Source organism: Streptococcus lishijunsis (genome assembly GCF_047290665.1).
GTDB lineage: Bacteria > Bacillota > Bacilli > Lactobacillales > Streptococcaceae > Streptococcus.
The window spans coordinates 1-4564 of record NZ_JBLBUC010000037.1 but is presented as its reverse complement, the minus strand read 5'-3'; the positions used below and the strand labels follow the sequence as shown (position 1 = coordinate 4564).

Genomic DNA, 4564 nt, shown 5'->3' with positions numbered 1-4564 from the left:
GAACCCTTGAGAGAGAGAGCAAGTAAAAGATGATGAATTGGATATTTTTTCTGATGATGCCTCAAAACTGGAGATGGTTCAACAGATTTTTCAAAAAAGACTTCTTCCTATTGTAGTTATATTCTTATCGATTATTGTTCCGAATCTTTCTCGGAAGATAACTGTATCATCAGGATCGGTAAATCTAATATTTAATTTTTATGTGATTCTAGCAGTTATATATATTAGTTTACTTGGATATACAGGCTGGAAATTACTGAAATTAAAGCGCTCTTTAACAACTAGACTTAGAAATTAAATAAGGTTTCTTCTTGTAACATGAGATGGTGTTATTTTCTGATTGGTTATCTTTCCAGTTTAACCACTTTATTTCCTAGGTGACTCTAGTCGCATCCCTATTGAAATACATATGACTTTTAGGTATAGGAGTTCAATGACAAGACTGAAGATAGACACTATTGGGAGTGGTATTAGCCATGCAAAAAAGGAGGTGAATGAGTTATTGAGGTATGTTCAGATGTTTGGTATAGAAGAAAAATCACAATAGCATAAGGCTATTGTGATGATTTTCAAAAAGATTTGGAGCTTGTTTCCTATCAAAGTTATATTTTGTTAGTTTTTTTGGAAATGCGATTGACATTATATACCAACTGGTCTATAATTAAGAATTGTAGAGGTGAACATGTGAGAAAAGAAGAAAAAACAAGACTACGTCGTGAAAAAATTATATCAGCAGCTTTGAGCCAATTTGCTCAAAAAGGTTATGCAGATTTTGTTATCAATGATCTGTGTAAGGTTGATGGCATTTCTAAGGGTGTCTTGTATCATAATTTCTCAGGGAAAACAGATCTCTACCTGACTTGTGTACAGGAGAGTTTTGAGAAAGCTTTGGCAATGTTTTTGGGGGAGGAAGGAGAAATACCCTCCTTAGCTGATTATATGGAAAGACGTCACCGATTTTATCAGCAATATCCAGAACATAGTCATGTCTTCTTTGAGGCAATAATTGCGACTCCTAAAGGATTAGAAGCAGATATAGCGCCACAAAAAGCAATCTTTTTAGACTTGAATGAACAAGTTTGTCAGAAACTATTATCAGAATCCAAGCTGAAAGAGCCTATTGATGAAAAGCGAGCGATGAGTTATCTGAGATTGATCCAAGAAATGTTTCGCTCTTATTATCTAACGGTTTCATCAGACAGCAGCTTGACAGAGTTGGTTTCAGGATATGAACATCAGCTGTCACAAGTTTTGGATATGATGATTTATGGCATACTAGAGGAGAAACCTTCTAAATAAGGATAAGGAGAAAATAATGTCGAAAAATGGGAAATGGTTGTTACTGATAGCTGGGATATTTTCAGTACTTGTTGGTTTTAATATGGCGGCTAATCCGGCTATTAGTTTGGCTTCAATGACGATCATCTTTGCACTTGTCTTTGCAGTACAAGGCATCTCTGAGATTGTGCAGTATTTCAAAGCAGAAGAAAAGTATGGCTGGAATTTGTTTGGAGGGAGCGTTACCCTCATTTTAGCTATTGCCTTGTTCTCGGGTAGTTTTATTGAAATGGTGACATTTGTACCATTTATTATTTCGTTCTGGGCCTTGACAAATGGTATTACAAAGACTATTGTTGGTTTCAAAGTTCGTCAGACGGATAAGTCTGTTGGAACACCACTTGTATGGTTGGGCATTTTTGGAATTATTGTAGGTTTGATGATGATGGGTCACCCATTGATGACAGGTTTATTTATCAGCTACACCATTGCCTTTGTCTTTGTTTACCAAGGCATTGTGGCAGTTGTTCAATTCTTCAAAATGACATAAAAAAAGAGGCTTTATAGCCTCTTTCTTGTAAGGGAGAGTATGTTGAGAAAAAAAGAATGTTATTTGACTCTAATGGGTTTCGTTTATAGTGGTTTGATTGGTTTAGTCTCTTATGGTTTTATCATAGCTGAAAAGTTGGGGAGTCATTTCTTATGGGAGAGTCTGCCACATCAATTTCATCTAGGGTCTGTCTATGCCTTACTTATCTTGGCTTTTTTGACGGGGTTGGTCATTGTTTTAAAAAATAAGTGGGGTAATCTTCCAAAGACCAGCCATGAGTTGTTGCATGAACTGGCTGAAAAGAAAACCGTTTCTTATCAGAATACTTGGCAAAACCTTGCCTTGGCTCTCGTTATTTTGCTTTCAGGAGCGGGCGTTGGTCCAGAAGCGCCCCTACTGGGAGTGGTCATTGCTTATTCTATTTGGCAAGCAGACAAGTTGCGTTATTTGGGAGCTAACTGGGAAAGTTTTGGTAGAAATAGCTTTGGCAATCAGCTGACAACGTTGTTTCATCCAACTCGCTATCTACTACCCTATCCCGTTAGTCAAAAACAAACAGGACACACATTACGCAACCTCTTGATTGCTAATGGTTTACTGGTTTTTTGGCTCATGATGCGATTGACAGACCAACCCTCATTTGTGACGAAGTTGGGTGAAACCAGCTGGTCGTTAATGGACAGCCTCTTCTTTTTACCGCTGTGTGTGTATGGAGTTATAGTTGGCAAGAGCTATGCTTGGATAAAAGGCGTTATTCATAGAGGTTTAGACACGTTAAACCTTTCCTTATGGGCTAAGATTAGTCTAGGAGGTCTTGTCATCTTTTTGGTGACAATGGTAGCACCAACCTTGCTATTTTCAGGGCAACATAGTCTGCACTCAGTTGTGGAGCTTGGGTTGAAAACACCTGTTTTGACATTAATAGTTTTGTCATTTGCTAAATTGTTATTCTTGGAAATAAGCTTGTGGTCTGGTTGGACAGGTGGGGATATTTTTCCCATCACCTTTGCAGCCTTTTTACAGGGATTTGCAGTAGCTCAAGTCTTTCCACAGGTAGATAGCTTGTTTGTTGTCTTGGTCGTCAGTTTGTCCATGGCAATTGCTCTTCTTGAAAAGGAGTGGCTGGCAGGTGTTTTTATTAGCCTGTTCTTTCCCATTCAGCTTTTACCTGTTTCCTTGCTGACGATTGGATTAACCCTATTTGTGCGAAAATGTAGGTTAGTGTTTCAAAAACGTGAAAAAACTGGTGCTTAAGAACCAGTTTTTTGCTTGTCCGTTTCAACGGCATGAGAATAGTGTTTGCTGACTTCGGTATAGTAGCTGACTACTAATCCTGATAGACTTCCTAAAAACAGTATGCCATAAATGGCTAAAATGATACTGATAATGCGTCCAAAAGTAGTTGTGACCAGCATATCTCCGTATCCAACAGTTGTTGCGGTCACAAAACTATACCATAAACCATCACCATAGCTAGTAAAATCCGGCTCCAACCAGAGCAGCAGACCAGCTGCTAGGAAAATAAAACTGAAAAAAGAAGTGAGGAAGGCCGCAAACCCCGTCACCTTCAGAATGTGCCAGATGATGCGCAAACGATACATGCGTTTATTGTTATGAGTCATAAAGTAGTTGTACCTTTCAGTTTCTGAAGTTCATTTAAGAGCATTGGTTAGTGAGGGATACTCAATAGGACTATTATAGCATGTTAGTCAGTAAATGAGTATCTTTATAGTATCGGTGTTAATCGTGATGATGAGCTGAATGCTACATGTTTGCCTTTAGTTTCAAAGCAGTTGAATGTTAAATTAAGAGTGGTAAAGCATTTAAAAGTAAAGGTAAACATGATAAACTATAATCAGATAGATGATGTTTTTAAGCTAGTAGCGAGGGTCAAAATGGTATTGACAAGACATAGATAACATATGTTGATATGATCAGTTTGAGGCAATATTGGTAGCACATTCATGGCATTATCAGGATGAATAGCTGTTTACAGAATATACGGCATAAGGCTGATGATAAGAGTATCGGAATCAAAGGAGATGAAATGATGATAAGATCAGAGTTGAAGGTCAACAAACGAGTAACCTATGCTAAGCAAGCGATTAAGATGTTTTTGCTCGGTCTAACGGCTGTCTTACTGGGTGTCTCATTGACAGCCAATGCTCTAACCAAGCAAGACTACAAAGATATGGGTTTATTACCTTTTAAGAAAAAACCTTACTTTTCGCTTGGAAAGCTCGATAAGCTAGGTCGTCCGACATGGGCTCATATTCAGTTCCATGACTTTATAGATGCTAAGCCTGATAAGGCTTATAAAAATCCAGAGACACCTATCAATGGTCATACGGGTTATATGACAGATTATTTACCTGGTTTTCAAGGAAATGATGAGCTTTATCTGATTCCTAAAGAATGGAACCAAGGCTACATGCAAGAAGCTTGGGAACCAAGATATTTATTGAGTATTCTTTGGACGACTGATGATAATACAGCTAGGAATTATGGGCTAATCACATCATATGCAAACAGCGGTCTGCCATCAGATAGTCGTACAGGTCTAGTGACACTAAACGATTATGAAAGAGCACTAGATGACTGGCTCAGCCAAGCCTCATATTATAGCCAAGCCTCATATTATTATGATAGTAAGGTTGGTGGCCACTATAAGGGTTATCTTGTGGATTATAAGATAGAGCTATTGTATCAGGGAGATGAGTTGGTCCCTCGTCAAAT

The 4564-nt window shown here is 38.1% G+C and carries 4 protein-coding genes and 1 pseudogene; 4 read left to right on the top strand and 1 reads right to left on the bottom strand.

Annotated features, from left to right (window positions below; all coding sequences use genetic code 11):
- The first annotated feature begins 684 nt into the window (after positions 1-684).
- Genes ACLN19_RS08905 through ACLN19_RS08895 form a run of 3 tightly spaced genes read left to right on the top strand, consistent with a single transcriptional unit; the run spans position 685 to position 3082 of the window.
- Positions 685-1299, top strand: coding sequence for a TetR/AcrR family transcriptional regulator (locus ACLN19_RS08905; RefSeq protein WP_413385464.1), 615 nt, complete (start codon positions 685-687; stop codon positions 1297-1299).
- Between the two features lie 16 nt (positions 1300-1315).
- Positions 1316-1828: an HdeD family acid-resistance protein gene (locus ACLN19_RS08900; RefSeq protein ID WP_413385462.1), complete on the top strand. Its 513-nt coding sequence runs from the start codon at positions 1316-1318 to the stop codon at positions 1826-1828.
- A gap of 39 nt (positions 1829-1867) precedes the next feature.
- Positions 1868-3082 (top strand): chloride channel protein, encoded by a 1215-nt coding sequence (locus ACLN19_RS08895; protein ID WP_413385460.1) that lies wholly within the window; start codon positions 1868-1870, stop codon positions 3080-3082.
- Here ACLN19_RS08895 and ACLN19_RS08890 read toward each other — a convergent pair.
- A complete protein-coding gene (locus ACLN19_RS08890; protein ID WP_413385466.1) occupies positions 3079-3429 on the bottom strand; it encodes a potassium channel family protein in 351 nt (116 codons plus the stop codon). The genes ACLN19_RS08895 and ACLN19_RS08890 overlap by 4 nt on opposite strands.
- A gap of 446 nt (positions 3430-3875) precedes the next feature.
- Between ACLN19_RS08890 and ACLN19_RS08885 the strand changes: the two are divergent.
- Positions 3876-4564, top strand: a pseudogene (locus tag ACLN19_RS08885) (hypothetical protein); the annotation flags it as partial.

What these genes read in the sequence shown, in the direction of transcription:
- ACLN19_RS08890 (WP_413385466.1), bottom strand. Translation starts at nt 3,429, where the DNA reads ATGTATCGTTTGCGCATCATCTGGCACATTCTGAAGGTGACGGGGTTT.
- ACLN19_RS08900 (WP_413385462.1), top strand. Translation starts at nt 1,316, where the DNA reads ATGTCGAAAAATGGGAAATGGTTGTTACTGATAGCTGGGATATTTTCA.
- ACLN19_RS08895 (WP_413385460.1), top strand. Translation starts at nt 1,868, where the DNA reads ATGTTGAGAAAAAAAGAATGTTATTTGACTCTAATGGGTTTCGTTTAT.